Origin of the sequence: Dongia sp., assembly GCF_041906375.1 — a bacterium.
GTDB lineage: Bacteria > Pseudomonadota > Alphaproteobacteria > Dongiales > Dongiaceae > Dongia.
The window spans coordinates 655,212-672,775 of record NZ_JAYRJJ010000001.1; the positions used below are offsets into that span (position 1 = coordinate 655,212).

Sequence of the window (17,564 nt, forward strand, 5' to 3'; positions counted from 1 at the left end):
CCTGTTCTTGGGTTGGCGCGTTTTGGGGGGACGGGGCGCGCAGGCTGACTGGCATGCTTTCCCCTGTCAATCGCGACGATCGGCGGATGCGTTGCTTTACAAACGTGCAGACATGGCTTGATGTCTCACCGTGGGCGCGCTAATGCCGAGCGAGCTCTTTCAACCTTGTGGTGCTGATCCCATGATCGAGACAAGTTCACGCCAACGCGCCCGTGATCTCGGTATCGCCCCGGGCCAATTGCCGACCGGACCGCTCAATGCGATCACCGATGTTCCGGGTGTCCGCATTGGGCATGTCACCTTGATCGAAGGCGAGCGCACGCGCACCGGCGCCACGGCGATCCTGCCCCATGGTGGCAATCTCTATGCGGACAAGGTGCCGGCGGGCCTCGCCATCCTCAACGGCTATGGCAAGCTCGCCGGGGCGACGCAGGTGCTGGAACTGGGCGAGGTCGAAACGCCGATCCTCCTTACCAACACGCTGGGCGTGGGGCGGGCGATCGAGGCAATCAATCGCTGGACCCTGGCGCAGAAGGGGAATGAGCGCGTGGGTTCGGTGAATGCCGTGGTGGGCGAAACCAATGACGGCAGGCTCAACGACATCCGCGCGGCCTTTCCCACCTCCGAACAGATGATGGCGGCCATCGCGGCGGCGCAAGGCGGTGCCGTGGCCGAAGGTTGCGTCGGCGCCGGCACCGGCACGGTGGCGTTCGGCTACAAGGGCGGCATCGGCACCTCATCGCGCCGTGTGGATGCGGCTGGCGGCCACTATCATCTCGGCGTGCTGGTGCAGTCGAACTATGGCGGGACATTGCGCATCGACGGGCGCGCATGGGCGGGCGATGCCGCGGAAACCGACGGCTCGATCATGATCGTGCTGGCAACCGACGCGCCGCTCTCCGACCGCAATCTCAGGCGCCTTGCGGCGCGCTGCTTCGGCGGCCTTGCGCGCACCGGGGCGGCGCTCAGCAACGGATCGGGCGACTATGCTCTGGCCTTCTCGACGGCGCCCGAAATCCGGCGCACGCCCGAGCGGCGGCAGAAGCTTGCGGCCGTCACGGAAATTCCCAACGACCAGATCTCGCCACTGTTCCTTGCCGCAATCGAGGCGACGGAGGAGGCGATCCTCAATTCGCTCTTCATGGCGGTGACGATGACCGGCTTCGATGTCGCCCGCCAGCGTCAGGTCACGGTCGCAGCGCTGCCGCTCGACCGGCTGCGGCGCTGATCACCTCAGGAAGCGGCTCCGTTCCGCGGCCGTCAAGTCCAGCGCGTCGCGGGGCGAGAGGCCGAGATCGCGCAGCAGATGCCGCGAAAGATGTTCGAGCCTGACCTGCCTTTCCCGGTGCCGCCCGCGCCAGCGGCCGCGCAATTCCGCCGTGAAAGCGAGAAACCCGCGCTGGAAGACTGTCAGCTGCAACATCTTCATCTCCACTCAAGACCTAGGATGATTTATTTGTCTGATTGGCAATTTGCGCTGGACAGCAACTGAAAACCAACTAATCCTCTGGGGTAATGCATAAGCTGATTTTATGGATTAGTGATGTCGAAACTGCCCCCGCTGACCGCGATCCGCGCTTTTGAGGCAGCCGCGCGCCTTGGCAGCTTCACCCAGGCAGCGGCGGAGCTTGGCCTCACCCAGGCAGCCATCAGCTATCAGGTGAAGCAATTGGAGGACCGTGTCGGCGCGCCGCTCTTCTTGCGCCAGGCGCGCAAGGTCGTGCTCTCCGAGGCCGGCAAGCGCCTGGCGCCGGCGGTCGGGGAAGCGTTCCAGCGCCTCATCCTCGCCTTCGACGCCTTGAAGAACAGCGATGAAGGTGTGCTGTCCGTGACGGCGGTCAGTACCTTCTGCACCAACTGGCTGGTGCCGCGCCTCGGCACATTCCAGATCGCGCAACCGACCATCGCCGTAAGGCTGGACATGAATGCGCGCTGGGTCAATTTCGCGCAGGAGAATTTCGACGTCGGCATTCGCAGCGGCCACGGCCAATGGCCGGGCGTTGTCGCGCACAAGCTGATGCCATTGGAGTTTACCGTCTATGCCAGCCCCGGCTTCCTGGCGCAGGCGGGCCGCATCGAGGGGCCGGCGGATCTCCTGCGCCTGCCGCTCCTCGATTGGACCGACGATGCCTGGCGGGTCTGGTTCGCCGCGGCCGGCATCAAGGATCCGCAGCGCAGCTCCGGCCCCAACCTCATGGCGCCGACGCAGCAGGTGCTGGGCAGTGCCGCGATGACGGGCCAGGGCCTGGCGCTCCTGACGCCAGCCTTCTTCCGCGCCGAGGTGGCGGCCGGGCGCCTTGTTCAGGTGCTGCCGATCGTCGCGCGCGAGGAGACCGATTACTGGCTGGTCTATCCGCAGGAGCGGCGCAACCAGCCCAAGATCCGCGCCTTCCGCGACTGGCTGCTGGCGGAAGTGGCTAAAGCCCGCTGAGCCGCCGGAAGGCGCGCCAGGTCTTCATCGGGTGCTTGAGCTTGCGCAAGGTGCGCGTCACGGGGAGATGCACGCGCGTGTCCTCGAGTTCCAGGCCGACGCGGACGATGCGCCCGTCCCTGGCCTTACGCACCACCAGCTCGATCTCGCCGAGTTTCAAGCGGTCGCCCGCCACCACCTGTTCGCCCAGGCGCTCATGCAGAAAGGCGCCGAGGCTGAGATCCTTGGCCACCGGACCGATGGGCAGGCCATAGATGAGGGCGAGGTCGCTCGCCGGCGTATCGGCCTCGAAGACGAATTCGCCGAAGCCAGCGGGGGCTGCCGGCGCGTCCGGCTCATGATAGGCGAAATATTGATGGAGGCCCGCGATCTCGGCCGGCGGGGCGAGGGCGATGACGTAGTCGCCTGAGAGCGGCCGGGTTTCGCGAAAGAGGGCGATCGGGCTCGAATCGCGGATGACGCTGATGATGTCGGCCCGGTCGGGCAGGTCGATCGCGCCATAATCATGCTTGAGCACGCGCGCCCCATCCTGCACGCGGTAGCCGGCGAGTTCCCGGCTGGCGCCATGGCCGAGGCTGATGTCGAGTTCCTGGCCGTGATGCGCCGCCGCCGGTACTTCGAGGCCGAGGAAGCGCGCGGCCCGGCCGACGGTCCAGCCCTGCACCATCAGCGAGGTGAGGACGGCGACGAAGGCGACGTTGAAATAGATCTGCGCATCGGGAACGCCGGCAAGGATCGGGATCGAGGCGAGGAAGATCGGCACCGCGCCGCGCAGCCCCACCCAGGCCACGAAGCCGCGTTCGCGCCAGTTGAAGCGGAAAGGGAGCAGGCACAGCATCACCGCGCCCGGCCGGGCGACGAGGATGAGGCCCAGCGCCAGCACCAGGGCTGCCGCCAGATCCTTCAAGAGGTCGGACGGTGTGACCAGCAGGCCCAGCATCAGGAACATGGCGATCTGCGCCAGCCAGGCGAGGCCGTCGAGGAAGCGCGTGATCACCTGCTGGGCCCGGTAGGGCGCCTGCGCCAGCATGACGCCGGCGACATAGACCGCGAGGAAGCCGCTGGCATGGAGCGCATTGGTGCCGCCGAAGATGAGCAGCGCGCCGGCGGTGGCCAGCACGGGATAGAGGCCGGCGCTCAAAGTGAGGCGCTGCAGCAGCCAGCGAAGGGCGAAACCGCCCGCCGCACCGATGAGCCCGCCGCCCACCAGTTCGAGCCCGAAACTGCCCAGCACATACCAGCCGGAAACCTGTGCCCCCGCCTGCAGCACATGGACCGCCATCAAAGTGAGGAAGACAGCCATCGGGTCATTCATGCCGGATTCAAGCTCCAGCGTGCCGCCGACGCGGGCATTGACCGCAACACCCTGGCCGTGGAGCAGCATGAAGACGGCCGCGGCATCGGTCGAGGCGAGGATGGCGCCCATCAGGATGCCTTCCAGCGGCTGCATCCCCATCACCAGCACCGCCATGCCGGCCATGCAGAGCGCCGTCAGCAACACCCCCACGGTTGCAAGGGATAAGGAGGGCCAGAAAACCAGCCGCACCACGTCGCGCGGGGTGCGCAGGCCGCCTTCGAAAAGGATGATGGCAAGGGCGATCGAGCCCACGGCAAAGGTGGTCTCATAGCTTTCGAAATGGAGGCCCAGCACGCCGTCCTCGCCGGCCAGCATGCCCAGCACCAGGAAGACCAGCAGCAGCGGTGCCCCCAAGCGCGAGGAAATCTGACCGAGCAGGATGCTGATCAGCGCCAGCAGGGCGCCCAGAAAGATGAGCTGATTGATAAAGGTCAAGCCGCGCGCGCTCCTTAGTCACGGCCGGCCAGGGATTGTGGCCCCTGCCGGCGATCCGATCCTATATGTCAGTCAATATAGTCAGTTCGCTTATTGCACCGCAAAGGGGGAAGCTATTGCCGCTCGCGAATTTCCCCGGCTTTGCTAGGATTGAGCATCCAAGCCAGACGAGGCGTCACCGGCCGATGTTGCAGCGAGCACCGATCCTGTTGGTCCTTTTCGGCGCGGCGGTTGGCCTCTTTTCCATGCCGCCGGCCCGGGCGAAAGAGCCGCTGCACCTGGTCTTCGCGGCGGATCTCATACCGCTCTCCTTTGAAGATGGCGGCGTGGCGCGCGGCATTCTGATCGATGTTGCGCGCGAAGTTTTCGAACACCGGCTTGGCCTGACGGTGGATGCAGCGCTTTACCCTTGGGAGCGCGCCCAGCAGATGGTGAAGCGCGGCGAGGCGGATGGCTTCATCACCGTCGCCACCAAGGCGCGGGCGGAATATGCCAATTGCGGGCGCATCCCGGTCCTGCGGGCACAGCTGCATCCCCTCATTCGGTCGGACCATGCGCGGCGCCAGGAGATCGCGGCAGCGACGAACCTCGCCGCCTTGAAGCCCTTTTCCATCGTCAGCTATTTCGGCAATGGTTGGGCCAAACAGAATTTGGCGGATTTCGACGTCATCTATGCCACCGATTTCCAGGCGTCGTTGCGCGGTCTTGCGCAAGGGCGCGGTGATCTGGCGCTGGTCACCATGACCGCCGGCGCCTATTACCTGCGCGAATTCGGGCTGGAAAAGAAGCTCGTCATGCTGCCGCTCACCGTCGACAGGTTCGAATATGTGCTGTGCCTCGGCAAGCAATCGCCGCAAGCCGCTCTATTGCCGGAATTCGACCGCGTGCTCGACGTGATGCGGTCGGAGGGGGCCTACGCCCCCATCCTCCGAGAATATGGATTGGAACCGAAAGACTATTATTAGCCGCGCGTCACCAGCGTGCCGATGCCCTGGGGCGTGAAGATTTCCAGCAGCATGGAATGCGGCACGCGCCCGTCGAGAATGACGGCGGCTTCGACGCCGCTCTCGACCGCGCTGAGGCAGGTTTCGAGCTTGGGGATCATGCCGCCCGAAATCGTGCCGTCGGCGGCAAGCGCCCGCACTTCGCCGGCGGTGAGCTGCTGCATCAGCTGGCCCGACTTGTCGAGCACACCCGGCACATCGGTCAGCATGAGGAGGCGTGAGGCACCGATGGCGGCGGCGATGGCGCCGGCGGCCGTATCGGCATTGATGTTGTAGGTCTGCCCGTCCGGGCCGAAGCCGACCGGCGCAATGACCGGGATGACGCCGGCCTGTTCCAGCGAACGGATGATGCTGGGATTGACCTTGTCCGGCTCGCCGACGAGGCCGAGATCGACCCGCTCGCCGTCCTTGGTCATTTCGGTCTTCTTGGCATGGAGCAGATTGTCATCCTTGCCGGAAATGCCCACGGCCTTGCCGCCGGCGGCATTGATGGCGGCCACGATCGACTTGTTGATCGAGCCCGCAAGCACCATCTCGACCACTTCCATGGCCGCGGCGTCGGTGACCCGGAGGCCGTCGACGAAGCGCGACTGGATATTGAGCCGCTTCAGCATCTCGCCGATCTGCGGGCCACCGCCATGCACCACCACCGGCAGGATGCCGACCTGGCGCAGCAGCGTGATGTCGCGGGCGAAGATGTCGGAGAGTTCCTTGTCCACCATGGCATGGCCGCCATATTTGATGACAAAGCGCTTGCCGGCATATTTCTGCATATAGGGCAGGGCGTCGGTCAGGGTCCGCGCCGTCTTCAACCAGTATTTGGTGTCCGTAATGCTCATCTTGCGACCATCGCTGCGGAAGGGTGGAGGGGGTGGGGTGGAACGGGTAATCCGGCGCGCAAAGTGCGGTCGGGGGGCTGCAAAATCAAGGGAAAATCGCGGGAATGGCGAGGAGGCTGCCCATTCCGGTCCACCTTAACTCCGTCATGGTCGGCGAAGGCCGACCACCCACGAGTTTCCATCCGCCAACCGGGATACCTCAGGCATAGTCGTAGATGGTCGGCCTCCGCCAGCCATGATCTCGTCTCAGCTGATCCCTCTCGCCCGAATTCGTCGAGCGCGGGCCCGGCCCGGGCATCCACTCCCCCCGCCGGACTGCAGAAGCCACGGGCAAATCCAAGTCGGCGCGCCGTCTCGCGCCTTGACGCCATGAAGTTCCCCGATAAATTGAAATATCTATCTGCAGAAGTTGCCGGCGTGAGGATGCATGAGGGCCAATCCGCTACCCAATAGGAAATCGGACTCTGACCCCAATTCGTTCTGTTTATTCAGATGGAGGTGTATCGATCACGCACTGCTGATCAAAATAGGCCTCTTTGCCCGATTTCAGCTGGGATATCTTGCTGATTGAGATGAGCCTTGGGCCCATCAGGACGCGAAACGTCTTGTTGCCAAATCGCATCAGATTAACGGTATCTGCCGCGTCAAATCTCGCCAAAGTTCCCATTCTGGCGGCTACTTCGGGGTCAAAGAAGATCCCGTAGTACGGTTGACCTTCGGCATTGCTCGCGGCGCACGAAGAGATTGTCCATCCGCGCTCAGGATCGGCGCTACTGAACGGTTTCAGCACGGACACTCGGTAGACTTTTTCCACGACGCCGTCATTATCGACATCAACAACTACTGATTCGAATGACCCGCCATTGGATTTCAGTGCGAGCTTCATTTCGCTTCCAAAGCGGTTCCAAAACTCCTTCTTGATTTCCCCAATCGGCATCTCGTCCGCTCGACCGACAACACCAGTGCTCAGCCGAGTATCCCATCCAAGAAACGGAAGATTCTGCTCAAGCAAGTTCTCATTGCCGTCGATATCTTCCGGCTGCCATTTCAATGACGACACACCATCACCGGTCGTAAAAATTGGTATCGAGCAGAGATTTCCGTCTTCTTTGAACGAATCGATTGCGGCCTTGAGCACCGCATCACAGAGTTGACGATTCGCAGAATAATTGATCTTCGGGAAGATCGACGTGTCGTCCGCCATTGTTTCTACGGCGCCGCACGTCACCAATCCCGCTGCTAAAACCACCAAGCCTGAAAGAAGTGGCAGAGATTGCAGCATCGGCCAGACTGATCGCCGCGCCGCTAAAAACCAGATTGAGTCTTGCCACTCTCGCACAGCGGTTTCGGCGTTCATTAGGCGCTACTCTCAACTCGATTGGGAAAGGCCAACAATATATCAACTGACGTGAGCCCCTAGACTCATCCGTTCGGAAGGAGAATCCGTTCCGCATTTGAACCCAATCCGGGTTGTTGAGCAACGGGGTGGGGCGCGCAGCCCTCATCCAGCGCAAGCGTCCCGGCCAGTCGAATCCGGAACTCTTGGAGCAATGGAAGGAACTGGAGAGTCTGGACGGGGGGATCGTCGAAATGATGACGCCGGTCCACATGTTCGTTTCTGACGAAGCGACTTGGACCAATCCATTGTTTACTTCCAGCATCGTCGTCGCGATGCGAAAGGTGATTATGGCTCAGCTCGCGGCAGAGAAGAATATCTAACTCAGAGCGTATGCGCATGCAGGATGAAGCGGGAAGAGAGCGTTAGTCTTATATTGTTGTGCGGGACGAGTTGGCCCCACGATCTATCAAGAATATGAGGTGTGCACATGAAAACTAGGATCTTGGATATCGGCGAGGGTGACCAGGCAACCCAAGAGCAAGCAGGAATCCTACTGAGCTGGTTCCTTGAAGATCACCCCAATCTATACCGCAGGTGGGTTGAGATGGAGAAGAGCGGGCACGAGATTTCGATCCAGGCCGATGTTTTGAGGTTCCTAAAAGAACACATCGTGTCGAAGAGGCCTGTCGAAGCAATTCTGACATTCGTTTCGATGCGCACAGCTCTTTGCACTAAAGAGAATATTTCAGAATAAACCTGATCATCAGCAATTTCGAGGCGAGCATGCTCAACAATCTTATTCTCGATACGTCTCACCTCATAAGCCTTGCTAAGGCCGGCGTGGCGTTGGGAAATCCCACAAAGTTCTTGGATATGCTGTTTCAGAAAGGCCGTCGGGTCGTCATCACATAGAGAATTAGGGTCAGACACCAATTGTTATGAGGTGGCCGGACGGCGCTTCGTAGCTGTCCACCCGGTACTTGCTGACGCAGCCGGTCAAGGAAATGGCCAAGAGAAATAGGGCAAGACACTTGGTCATCAATCACCTGGCGATTGGAGCTATGAGGTCAACCGGCTCCTTACTAACCGATTCTGGCTCGGGTGTTGATGCAAACTGCAAACCAATTCGTCAGGGTCCGTGATAGTGGGCCATGACAATGAGGGTGTGGGGAGCGAGTTGTGATTGTCCGCGACTTGAAGGGGGCGTGCAGGCGAACGCCCGCCACTTACCCCTGCGCCGCCAACTCCGCCAGGGTGTCGCGAAGTTCGGTGATGCCGTAGCCGGTCTCGGAGCTGGTCACCAGGATCTCGGGGTGTGCCGCCGGGCGGCGGCGGATCGCTTCCAGGAATTTCTTGCGGTTGGCTTCGAGGGCCGCAGGCTTCAGCGTGTCGGCCTTGGTCATCACCGCCTGGTAGGAGAGGGCGAAGCGGTCGAGGAGGTCCATCAAGGCCTCGTCGCTTTCCTTGAAGCCGTGGCGGCTGTCGATGAGCAGCAGCACGCGGCGCAAATTGGCGCGGCCGCGCACATAGCCCTCGATCAGTTCCGACCATTCGGCGACCTTGGCGCGGCCGACCTTGGCATAGCCGTGGCCCGGCATGTCGACCAGCACCAGCTCGCTGTTGAGATCGAAGAAGTTGAGCTGCTGGGTGCGGCCCGGCGTCTGCGAGACGCGGGCCAGCGCCTTGCGGCCGGTGAGGGCGTTGAGGAGGCTCGACTTGCCGACATTCGAGCGGCCGGCGAAGGCCACCTCGATCGGCCCCATCGGCGGCAATTGCTCCAGCTTCATGGCACCCGCCACGAAGACGCATTCGCGCTGGAACAATTTATCCCCGTGGCTGCGCTCGCCTGCTTTTCTTTCGCCGCTCACCTTGATCTCAGGCCTTCTTCGGCTGCTTGGCCGATTTTTTCGCCTGGCTGTACATGATGTACTTCTGCTGGGCGATGGAGAGCGTGTTGTTCCACGCCCAATAGATCACGAGACCAGCCGGCATCGAGCCCAGCATGAAGGTGAAGATGAACGGCATCACCGCGAACATCTTGGCCTGCACGGGGTCCGGCGGCGTCGGGTTGAGGCGCATCTGGGCCCACATGGTGAAGCCCATGATCAGCGGCCAGACGCCGATCGAGAGCAGATGCAGGATGGCGCCCAGGATCGGCATGTTGAAGTAAAGATGCGGGTCCCACGGGATGAGGCCGAAGAGATTGAGGAAGGTCGTGGGGTCGGGCATGGAGAGATCGTGGATCCAGCCGAAGAACGGCGCCTGGCGCATGTCGATGGTGACATAGAGCACCTTGTAGAGCGCGTAGAAGACCGGGATCTGCACGACGATGGGCAGGCAGCCGGCGGCCGGATTGACCTTTTCCTTCTTGTAGAGCGCCATCATTTCCTGCTGGAAGCGCGCCTTGTCTTCGCCGAACTGTTCCTTGAGCTCGGCCATCTTGGGCTGCAGCGCCTTCATCTTGCTCATCGAGGCGTAGGATTTGTTGGCGAGCGGGAACATCACCGCCTTGACGCAGACGGTCAGCAGCAGGATGGCGAGGCCCATATTGCCGATATAGCGCACGATCCAGTCGAGGAAGGCGTGGAGCGGCTTGGTGAGGAAGAAGAACCAGCCGAAATCGACGGCGCGCTCGAACAGCGGGATACCCAGATTGTCGCGATAGGTCTCGAGCAGCGTCACTTCCTTGGCGCCGGCGAAGACCTGGTGGGTGAAGCTGGCGCCGGCGCCCGGTGCCACCGCCTGCTGGTCGGCGACGTAATCGGCCTGATAGGAGTCGAACTTCGGATCATAGAGGTAATGCGCCGTGATCTTGGCGTCTGCCGGTGCCACCTGCGCCACCAGCCAATACTTGTCCGAGATGCCGACCCAGCCGCCGGTGCTGGCATGGTCCATCGATTTGGGTTCATTGGCTTCGGCATCTTCGGCATGGCTTTTGACGGCGCCGTATTTTTCTTCGTTGAGCGTCCCGTCGAAGACGCCCATCGGGCCTTCATGCAGCACATAGGTCTGGCTGGGCGAGGGCGGCAGGCCAAAGCGCGCGACGCGGGAATAGGGCGAGAGCGAAACGGCAGCGGCGCCATTGTTGGCGACCGAATCCTCGACCTTGAACATATAGCCGTCGTCGATCGAGATCTTGCGGGTGAAGACCAGCCCGGCGCCATTGTCCCAGGTGAGCGTCACCGGCGATTGCGGCGTCAGCTTGGCGCCTGCATCGGCGCTCCAGACGGTCGTGGCGTTCGGCACGGCCGTTCCGGCCGGTGCCCACCAGCCGGTTTCGGCGATATAGCCGTGCAGCGAATTGGCCGGCGTCAGCAGCACCACGTTGGGGCTGTCGGGGGCGATGGTCTCGCGATAGTTCTTGAGGACGAGGTCATCGACGCGGCCGCCCTTCAAGGCGATCGACCCAGTGAGCTTGGGGGAGTCGATGGCGAGGCGCGGGCTCTGCGCCAGGGCGTCGGCGCGCGGCAGCTGCTGGCTCACCGAGGCATCGCCGGGGGCGCTTGTCGTTGCAGGGGCACCGGTCACGGGCGTCGTCGTCGGGGCTTGCGTCGCTACCGCGTTGCCGCTCGCCGCCTGCTCGATCATCGCGGCCTGCTGGGCGGCGCGCTGCTTCTCCAGGCGCGGCATTTCATAGAAGAACTGCCAGCCGAAGATGATCGCCGCCGAGATGGCGATGGCGATGATCATGTTCTTCTTGTCGGTCTGCGGCATCATGATGACGATCGGATCCCAGAAAGAGGTTTAGTGGGCGAGAGGTTTAGTGGCGTGAAGGCGCAGCCGCGTGGCTGCACTGGTCGGTATGGTCGTGATGGTCGTGGTCGTGTCTGCCGTGTGGCACCGGATCGTAGCCGCTGCCGCCCCAGGGGTGGCAGCGCGCGAGGCGCCGGAGGGTGAGGGCGAGGCCCTTGAGGAGGCCGTGCCGCTCGATCGCTTCGATGCCAAAGGCCGAACAGGTCGGCTGGTAGCGGCAATGGAAGCCGACGAAGCCGGAGAGTGTCAGCTGATAGAAGCGGATCGGCAGGATGCCGAGCTTGCGCGTCAATTCATGTGCCGAGAGGCCGCTCACGATGCAGCCCCCGGGGAGCCGGCGGCGACGCCCAGTTTCTTGAGCCCGCGGCGGAAATCTTCCTTGAGCGCCTTGTAGTCGCGGTCGACCGTGGCCGGCCGGGCGATGAGGACGAGGTCCGTGTGCAAGGCCGTAGTCTGCGTTTCGCGCAGCACTTCGGCGGCCACCGCCTTCAGGCGCCGGCGCGCACGGTTGCGCAACACCGCATTGCCAACCTTGCGGCTGGCGGTGAAGCCAAGGCGAAGCTCATAGGAGGTGATGGTCGTCTCGTCCTGGCGCGCTTGCAGGACCAGGCCTGGCGCCACCCATTTGCGGTTTGCACTCGCGGCGGCCAGGAATTCGGCGCGCCGTTTCAGGCGGCCGATGCGGGTCATCGTGCGGGGCTTGAGCTTTTGATCGCGGCTGGAAACAAGAGTCGTCAGCGCCGGTTAGGCGCTGAGACGCTTGCGGCCCTTGGCGCGACGCGACGCGATGACCTTGCGGCCGCCCACAGTCGCCATGCGCGAGCGGAAGCCATGACGACGCGCGCGGACCAGCTTGCTGGGCTGAAAGGTACGTTTCACGGTAAATCTCCAAGAATTCAATCAGTTGCGGTTTGGCGCGGCTATATAAAGAAAGCCTCGACCAGAGTCAATGTAACTGGGGCCGCCCGAGCGGCCGCAAGGCGCTGCTTATAGGGCATTGTTTGGCCGCCGTATACCGGGGAGAGCGGATTTTCTCGCCTATTTTTCGACCTTCTTTTAATCGATCAGGTCGATTGTAGGGCAAATATTGATCGACCGGTTCGATTAATCAGGAGAATGGCATGGCGACGCCACTTGCTCTAGGTTCCGGCTGCTTTCCTCGCCACCCGAACCAGCCGGCCAGCCGTGATTCCCCGCGTCGCCATCATCTTTAATCCTATTGCGGGGCGCCGGCGGCGCCTGGTGCTGGAGGATGTCTGCGACCGGCTGGCGGCGCGGGGCTGGGCCATGGACCTGAAACCGACCGGCGCCCGGGGCGATGCCGAGCGATTCGCCCGCGATATCGCCGATCTGCCGCCCGATGCCCGCCCGGACCTGCTGGCCGTGGCCGGCGGCGACGGCACTATCGGCGAGGCGATCAACGGTCTCATTTCAGCCAAAGGCGCGCTGCCGCTGGCCATCATCCCGATGGGGACAGCCAATGTGCTGGCGGCGGAAATCGGGCTGACCGTCCATCCCGATACCATCGCCGCCGCCATCGATGCGCGGCAATCGCAGGCGATCCATATCGGCCGCGCCAATGGCCGCGCCTTCACCTTGATGGCCGGGGTCGGGGTCGATGCGCATGTGGTTGCCAATCTCGACACCGCCCTCAAACGGCGGATCGGCAAGGGCGCCTATGTCTGGGGCGCGTTCAAGCAGTTGTTCCGCTTCGGTTTTCCGACCTACCGCGTGACCATTGATGGGGCAGCGCCGATCGCTGCCGCCTCGATCATCGTCGCCAAGGGGCGCTTTTACGGGGGGCGGCATCTGGTGGCGCCGAGAGCCCGGCTGACCGCGCCCAGCTTCCAGGTCTGCCTGTTCGAGCGCCGAGGCGCCTTTCATATGCTGCGCTATGCCCTGGCGCTCGGCCTGGGATTGCTGCCGAAAGCGGCCGGCTACAGCATCATTGAGGGCCGCCATGTCACCATCAGCGGGCCCGAAAACGACCCGGTCCAGGGCGACGGCGATGTGCTGGGCCATCTGCCGGTTACCATCGACATCGCCCCGGTCCCGGTCCACCTGGTCATGCCGGTCGGCGTCAGGCGGTAAAGCCGGACCAGGCCGCCGGCTGGTCAAGCGGGATCAGCGACGGGCGATCGCTCGGCAATTCGCCGCTCACCTTGAGGGCGGTCAGCACAATGGCGGCGACAATCAAGGCGGCGGCAATGGAGGCCCCCAGACCCACGGTCTGCTGGCGGGGCGTGATCTCGGGAAGGGTGAAATCGGTCATGTGTGGCTCCTATTCTGGGGTGTTTCGGGTTGACCATTTCCATGTAATTCCCCATGATCGTTTTGAAAAATTGGTAGTTCCAAAGAAACACTTTTGGAAAACTGCACGATGAAACTGACCAATCTCGATATGGATGTGCTGCGCAGTTTCGTGACCGGGACGGAGCTGGGCAGTTTTGCCAAGGCCGCCGACCGGCTCGGCCGGTCGCAATCGGCGATCAGCCTGCAGCTCAAGAAGCTGGAGGAGCAGGTCGGCGAGGCGCTGTTGCGCAAGGAGGGGCGGGGCCTTGGCCTCACCTCCGCCGGCGAGATCATGCTGTCTTATGCCAGGCGCCTGCTGGAGCTGAATGACGAGGCCGTGTCGGCGGCGCGCGGTGTCGCGGTCGAAGGCTGGGTGCGGCTGGGGCTTGTTCAGGATTTTGCCGAAAGCTGGCTGCCCATCCTGCTCGGGCGGTTTTCCCGTGCGCATCCGCAGATCAAGGTGGACGTGCAGGTCGACCGCGGCGTCAATCTGGCCGAGGCGGTCGCCAAGGGCGAACTCGACCTCTCGCTGGGCTGGGGCGATTATCCGACACCACGCCGCAAGAAGGTGGCCGAGGTGCCGTTGCGCTGGATCGGTACCGCGGATTTTGCGCTGAAGCCCGGCGAGCCGGTGCCGCTCATCGCCTTCAAGCACCCTTGCACGTTCCGGACACGGGCGATCGAGGCGCTGGACGCGGCCGGCATGCCCTGGCGCATCGCCTTCAACAGCCCGAGCCTTGCCGGTCTCTATGCCGCGGTCGAGGCGGGCCTTGGTGTGACGCCGCGGACGGCAGAGGGATTGCCGGCGCGCCTCAAGCTGCTCGATGGCACATGCGGCCTGCCGCCCATGGCACCGCCGATCGACCTCTATCTCCATGTCGGCGAAGAAACACCGCCACCGGCGACCGAAAAACTGCGCGAGGCCCTGCTGGAAACGCTGGCGCACAGCCTCGTTTCGGTGGGCGCGGTGAAGGCAGCCAACGCGACCATTGATAGCGTGCTTGCGGCATCCTGATGCCGGAGCGGCTTATCAGTCCGGCATGCCGTCGCGCGTGAGATTGCGCGTGGCCGCCGCCGGCACCGGCATCATCGCCGGCATGCGGCGGCGGGCGCGCTTGACGGGCATGGCGCCGTAGACCTGTTTGGTCGCTTCGATGATCACCGCACCAGCAAGGCCCGGCAAAGCGTGGCGCGCGAAGGCTTCCCAGCCACCAGCCGCGCGCAGCCAGGAGCGGTTGCGGAAGGGGAGGAAGAAGAGGCTGCGTTCAGTTCGGAGCGGCGTGAAGGAATGCTTGCGCAAAAGGCGCGAAAGCTGCCCGGCGGAGTAGGGCTGGCCGAAACCGAAAGGTGTCCGTTCAAGCTGTGCCCAGAGGCTGCGGCGGTTGGGCACCACCACCAGCAGGCGACCGCCGCCGGCCAGCACGCGCCAAGCTTCGCGCAACATGTCGCCCGGATGGTCGGAGCCTTCGAGCCCATGCACCATCAGGATCCGGTCGACCGAATAATCCTGCAGCGGCAATTCCGTCTCGTCGGCAAGGGCGGTGAGATTGGGTTCGTCGTGCGGCCAATGCACGACGCCTTGGCCCGCCGGCATCATGGCCAGCACCCGTTCGGCCTCGGCGCGGAAGGGCTGCAGATAGGGTGTCGCAAAGCCGAGACCCAGCACCGATTGGCCGCGCACGTCCGGCCACATGCCGCGGATGCGCGCGCGCAGCAGCTGACGCGTCACCTTGCCGAGCGGCGTCTGGTAAAAATCGCGGACATCGACCACGTCTTGAAACAAGGTGCTAACTCATGAGAGGTCATCGGGCCGGCTTTGATTATGGCATATCCGCTGCTATCGTCAGCACTTAAGTGATTGGGAGCATTCGATGTCCGAAAACCAAGCCAGGCAGCCGTTGGAGATCGTCGTCTTTCCGATGCTGTCCGACAATTACGGCTTTCTCATTCATGACCCGGCCAGCAATGCCACGGCCGTGGTCGATCCCGCCGAGGCAGAGCCTGTCCTTGCCGCCTGCAAGGCGAAGAACTGGACGCTGACCCATATCCTCAACACCCATCACCATGGCGACCATGTCGGCGGCAATCTCGCACTCAAGGCCAAGACCGGCTGCAGGATCATCGGGCCCGCCTATGACCGCGACCGCATCCCCGGCATTGACGTGACGGTCGATGAGGCGAGCGGGGCTGATTTCGGCAGCCGCCATGCCCAGATTTTTTTCGTGCCCGGCCACACGCGCGGCCATATCGCCTATTGGTTTGCCGAGGACCACGCCCTTTTTTGCGGCGACACCTTGTTCGCGCTGGGCTGCGGCCGCCTCTTTGAGGGAACGCCGGCGCAGATGTGGTCATCGCTGCTGAAGTTGCGCGCACTTCCCGATGAGACGCGGGTCTACTGCGCCCATGAATACACGCAATCGAATGCGCGCTTCGCCCTGACCGCGGAGCCGGAGAACGAAGCGCTGGCGGCACAGACGGAAAAGGTGGCGGCGGCGCGCGCCGCGGGCCGTTTCACCATTCCCTCGACGTTGAAGATCGAGAAGGCCTGCAATCCCTTCCTGCGCGCGGACCAGCCGGCTCTGCGCCGTCGTTTCGGCGGTCCCGGTATGAAGGATGCCGACGTGCTGGGCGCCATCCGCGCGGCGAAGGATCGCTTCTAGGCGAGATAGTGGTGGGTGTAGGCGATCATCTTGTTGACCGCCCGCCCGTCATCCGAAAGCGGCAGGATGACCGTCTGTTCATGGCCGATGCGATTGTCCGGCGTGATGAAGCGGCGTTGCTCGAAGCGCGGCGCGCGCCGACCCACGACATCGTCATAGGAGGCCAGCGCCGCTTCCGCCGAACTGGCGAAATAGCCCTCGGCAACGCCCTTGCCCGTGGCATCGTTGCCGCGCATCGCCACCTCGCGCGTGCCCAGCAACCGATAGACGAAGCGCCGTGGATCGTCGACCACGTCGATCAGGGCAATGCCCGGGAGGAACGCGACCATTTCGGCAGGATCGAAATCAGCACGCGCTGGCATAGCTCGGCCGCGACATTTGCCAAGCCAGAAATCATGAAAGGCGATGATGTCGTTGTGGTAGGCGGTCGCGTCAATCTGATCCGCGACCCTGCTGTCATCCGCCGCTCGGCCAGTTAAAGACATCTGCGATTCAACGTCCTGACACCTGCTTCGTGCGACGCAGAGTAAAGAACTTTCCAAAGAATCCCAAGCATCCATATGTTCAGGGAACTCTTGCGATTTCCGTTAGTTTATCCCTATGTTGAATCATCCAACTCGACAAAGAGGCAAACCCATGGGCATCCCCGTGGCATTCATACTTTTATGATGTTGCAAACAAATCAAAAATTGCCGCCGCAACCGGAAAAAGTCGATCTGGGCGCATGGGCGCTGTTTCTCGATCTTGATGGCACCTTGCTCGACATCGCCGCATCGCCGGAATCCGTTCTGGTGCCGAAACATCTTGTCGATACGTTGGCGACGCTACGCACCGGCCTCGACGGGGCGTTGGCCATTCTGTCGGGGCGATCGATGCGCGCGATTGATCGTTTGCTGCATCCTTTGCTCGTCGCTGCCGGTGGAGAACATGGTGCAGTTCTGCGTCTACCGAACGGCGAGGTCGCCGAAGCTAATATCGATACGGTAGTTCCAGCGCATTGGAGGCAGATGATTCATCAGCAGGCCGAGAATTGGCCGGGCGTTCTGGTTGAAGAAAAGTCGCATGGCCTGGCATTGCATTACCGCGCCAATCCGAAACTGGGCGTGCCGGTGATTGCACTGCTGGAGCAATTGGTCGAGAGCGATCCGACGTTCGAGATTCTGCCAGCCTTGCTGGCGCGTGAATTGCGACATCGTTCGATCAACAAGGGCGAAGCGTTGCGACGACTGATGGCCCAGCCGCCGTTCTCGGGGCGGGTGCCCTTGTTCATCGGCGACGATGTGACCGATGAAGATGCGATTGCCGCTGCGGACAGCCTCGGCGGCCTGGGGCTGCGTGTGGCCGACGCCTTTGCTGGTGAACCCGCGCGCGTGCGGTCCTGGTTGGGCGATCTGGCGAAACATCATGAAAGCAAAGTAGACGGCAGGACGGGGCATTGAGCAGGGCGGGGCATT

At 62.9% G+C, this 17,564-nt stretch carries 20 protein-coding genes; 8 read left to right on the forward strand and 12 right to left on the reverse strand.

Features of this window, described 5'->3' with window-relative positions; translation table 11 throughout:
• The first annotated feature begins 181 nt into the window (after positions 1-181).
• Positions 182-1,228: a P1 family peptidase gene (locus tag ACE3OA_RS02990; RefSeq protein ID WP_374307710.1), complete on the forward strand. Its 1,047-nt coding sequence runs from the start codon at positions 182-184 to the stop codon at positions 1,226-1,228.
• Here ACE3OA_RS02990 and ACE3OA_RS02995 read toward each other — a convergent pair whose 3' ends face one another.
• Positions 1,229-1,423 carry a hypothetical protein gene (locus ACE3OA_RS02995; protein ID WP_374307712.1) on the reverse strand — a complete coding sequence of 65 codons (195 nt, stop codon included), beginning with the start codon at positions 1,421-1,423 and terminating at the stop codon, positions 1,229-1,231.
• A 120-nt stretch (positions 1,424-1,543) separates the two neighbouring features.
• Between ACE3OA_RS02995 and ACE3OA_RS03000 the strand changes: the two genes are divergently transcribed.
• Positions 1,544-2,431: a LysR substrate-binding domain-containing protein gene (locus tag ACE3OA_RS03000; protein WP_374307714.1), complete on the forward strand. Its 888-nt coding sequence runs from the start codon at positions 1,544-1,546 to the stop codon at positions 2,429-2,431.
• Here the strand turns inward: ACE3OA_RS03000 and ACE3OA_RS03005 are convergent.
• The gene (locus tag ACE3OA_RS03005) at positions 2,418-4,223 is read right to left on the reverse strand and encodes a potassium/proton antiporter (RefSeq protein ID WP_374307716.1); all 1,806 of its coding nucleotides are present in this window, start codon (positions 4,221-4,223) and stop codon (positions 2,418-2,420) included. The genes ACE3OA_RS03000 and ACE3OA_RS03005 overlap by 14 nt on opposite strands.
• 185 nt (positions 4,224-4,408) lie before the next feature.
• Here ACE3OA_RS03005 and ACE3OA_RS03010 point away from each other — a divergent pair, with 185 nt between their 5' ends.
• Positions 4,409-5,188 (forward strand): substrate-binding periplasmic protein, encoded by a 780-nt coding sequence (locus ACE3OA_RS03010; RefSeq protein ID WP_374307718.1) that lies wholly within the window; start codon positions 4,409-4,411, stop codon positions 5,186-5,188.
• Here ACE3OA_RS03010 and argB read toward each other — a convergent pair.
• Together argB and ACE3OA_RS03020 are read right to left on the reverse strand one after the other, a co-directional pair.
• Positions 5,185-6,066 (reverse strand): acetylglutamate kinase, encoded by an 882-nt coding sequence (gene argB, locus ACE3OA_RS03015; protein WP_374307720.1) that lies wholly within the window; start codon positions 6,064-6,066, stop codon positions 5,185-5,187. The two genes, ACE3OA_RS03010 and argB, sit on opposite strands and share 4 nt — an antisense overlap.
• Positions 6,067-6,550: 484 nt before the next feature.
• Positions 6,551-7,423 (reverse strand): hypothetical protein, encoded by an 873-nt coding sequence (locus ACE3OA_RS03020; RefSeq protein ID WP_374307722.1) that lies wholly within the window; start codon positions 7,421-7,423, stop codon positions 6,551-6,553.
• 128 nt (positions 7,424-7,551) lie between these two features.
• On the opposite strand from ACE3OA_RS03020, the gene ACE3OA_RS03025 reads away from it, so the two are divergent.
• Positions 7,552-7,785 carry a hypothetical protein gene (locus ACE3OA_RS03025; RefSeq protein WP_374307725.1) on the forward strand — a complete coding sequence of 78 codons (234 nt, stop codon included), beginning with the start codon at positions 7,552-7,554 and terminating at the stop codon, positions 7,783-7,785.
• An 846-nt stretch (positions 7,786-8,631) separates the two neighbouring features.
• On the opposite strand, the gene yihA is transcribed toward ACE3OA_RS03025, so the two are convergent.
• Genes yihA through rpmH form a run of 5 tightly spaced genes read right to left on the reverse strand, consistent with a single transcriptional unit; the run spans position 8,632 to position 12,037 of the window.
• Positions 8,632-9,273: a ribosome biogenesis GTP-binding protein YihA/YsxC gene (yihA, locus tag ACE3OA_RS03030; protein WP_374307727.1), complete on the reverse strand. Its 642-nt coding sequence runs from the start codon at positions 9,271-9,273 to the stop codon at positions 8,632-8,634.
• A gap of 7 nt (positions 9,274-9,280) precedes the next feature.
• Positions 9,281-11,122: a membrane protein insertase YidC gene (yidC, locus tag ACE3OA_RS03035; protein WP_374307729.1), complete on the reverse strand. Its 1,842-nt coding sequence runs from the start codon at positions 11,120-11,122 to the stop codon at positions 9,281-9,283.
• A 43-nt stretch (positions 11,123-11,165) separates the two neighbouring features.
• Entirely contained in the window at positions 11,166-11,474 is a 309-nt protein-coding gene (gene yidD, locus ACE3OA_RS03040; protein WP_374307732.1) for a membrane protein insertion efficiency factor YidD, read from the reverse strand.
• Positions 11,471-11,848, reverse strand: coding sequence for a ribonuclease P protein component (gene rnpA / locus ACE3OA_RS03045; protein WP_374307734.1), 378 nt, complete (start codon positions 11,846-11,848; stop codon positions 11,471-11,473). Before rnpA ends, yidD begins: the two co-directional genes overlap by 4 nt.
• A gap of 54 nt (positions 11,849-11,902) precedes the next feature.
• Positions 11,903-12,037, reverse strand: a complete 135-nt coding sequence (gene rpmH, locus ACE3OA_RS03050) for a 50S ribosomal protein L34 (RefSeq protein WP_374307736.1) — start codon at positions 12,035-12,037, stop codon at positions 11,903-11,905.
• Positions 12,038-12,343: 306 nt separating this feature from the next.
• Between rpmH and ACE3OA_RS03055 the strand changes: the two genes are divergently transcribed.
• A complete protein-coding gene (locus ACE3OA_RS03055) occupies positions 12,344-13,249 on the forward strand; it encodes a diacylglycerol kinase family protein (RefSeq protein WP_374307739.1) in 906 nt (301 codons plus the stop codon).
• Here the strand turns inward: ACE3OA_RS03055 and ACE3OA_RS03060 are convergent.
• Positions 13,239-13,430 (reverse strand): hypothetical protein, encoded by a 192-nt coding sequence (locus tag ACE3OA_RS03060; protein ID WP_374307741.1) that lies wholly within the window; start codon positions 13,428-13,430, stop codon positions 13,239-13,241. The two genes, ACE3OA_RS03055 and ACE3OA_RS03060, sit on opposite strands and share 11 nt — an antisense overlap.
• A gap of 108 nt (positions 13,431-13,538) precedes the next feature.
• Here ACE3OA_RS03060 and ACE3OA_RS03065 point away from each other — a divergent pair, with 108 nt between their 5' ends.
• Positions 13,539-14,465, forward strand: a complete 927-nt coding sequence (locus tag ACE3OA_RS03065) for a LysR substrate-binding domain-containing protein (RefSeq protein WP_374307744.1) — start codon at positions 13,539-13,541, stop codon at positions 14,463-14,465.
• A gap of 15 nt (positions 14,466-14,480) precedes the next feature.
• Here ACE3OA_RS03065 and ACE3OA_RS03070 read toward each other — a convergent pair whose 3' ends face one another.
• Positions 14,481-15,233, reverse strand: a complete 753-nt coding sequence (locus ACE3OA_RS03070; RefSeq protein ID WP_374307746.1) for a class I SAM-dependent methyltransferase — start codon at positions 15,231-15,233, stop codon at positions 14,481-14,483.
• 88 nt (positions 15,234-15,321) lie between these two features.
• Here ACE3OA_RS03070 and gloB point away from each other — a divergent pair, with 88 nt between their 5' ends.
• Entirely contained in the window at positions 15,322-16,110 is a 789-nt protein-coding gene (gene gloB, locus ACE3OA_RS03075) for a hydroxyacylglutathione hydrolase (protein WP_374307748.1), read from the forward strand.
• Here gloB and ACE3OA_RS03080 read toward each other — a convergent pair.
• Positions 16,107-16,595 carry a PAS domain-containing protein gene (locus ACE3OA_RS03080; RefSeq protein ID WP_374307750.1) on the reverse strand — a complete coding sequence of 163 codons (489 nt, stop codon included), beginning with the start codon at positions 16,593-16,595 and terminating at the stop codon, positions 16,107-16,109. The genes gloB and ACE3OA_RS03080 overlap by 4 nt on opposite strands.
• A gap of 180 nt (positions 16,596-16,775) precedes the next feature.
• On the opposite strand from ACE3OA_RS03080, the gene otsB reads away from it, so the two are divergent.
• Positions 16,776-17,549, forward strand: a complete 774-nt coding sequence (gene otsB / locus ACE3OA_RS03085; protein WP_374307752.1) for a trehalose-phosphatase — start codon at positions 16,776-16,778, stop codon at positions 17,547-17,549.
• Positions 17,550-17,564: the final 15 nt, after the last annotated feature.